1 protein-coding gene and 1 rRNA gene are annotated in these 388 nt (G+C 46.6%); one reads left to right on the top strand and one right to left on the bottom strand.

The window, feature by feature from the left end; genetic code table 11:
• Window positions 1-100 (top strand): 5S ribosomal RNA (gene rrf, locus X919_RS0108445); the annotation flags it as partial.
• A 53-nt stretch (window positions 101-153) separates the two neighbouring features.
• On the opposite strand, the gene X919_RS17115 is transcribed toward rrf, so the two are convergent.
• Window positions 154-388, bottom strand: a 235-nt coding sequence (locus tag X919_RS17115) for a hypothetical protein (RefSeq protein WP_036917689.1), incomplete at its 5' end; no start/stop codon positions are given.

The following is a 388-nucleotide window of genomic DNA, read 5'->3' as shown; positions in this document are numbered from 1 at the left end:
GCGGTGGGGTTCCACCTCTTCCCATTCCGAACAGAGAAGTTAAGCCCACTTGCGCCGATGGTACTGCAATACAATGCGGGAGAGTAGGTAGCCGCCTTTTTTCTTACGAAGCGTTCATTTGAGCAATCAAGTGAACGCTTTTTTGTTTACCTTCTACTGCCCAATTCGTCCGATGGTACACCTTGTCAAATAGGGCAATGCGGGAGAGTAGGTAGCCGCCTTTTTTCTTACGAAGCGTTCATTTGAGCAATCAAGTGAACGCTTTTTTTGTTTACCTTCTACTGCCCAATTCGTCCAATGGTACACCATGTCAAATAGGGCAATGCGGTAGAGTAGGTAGCCGCCTTTTTTCAAACCAAAGCGTTCATTTGAGCAATCAAGTGAACGC

The sequence above is a fragment of the Prevotella sp. HJM029 genome (assembly GCF_000599605.1).
Taxonomy (GTDB): domain Bacteria; phylum Bacteroidota; class Bacteroidia; order Bacteroidales; family Bacteroidaceae; genus Prevotella.
The sequence above is the reverse complement of the archived record's forward strand: the minus strand, read 5'-3'. Positions and strand labels throughout refer to the sequence as shown.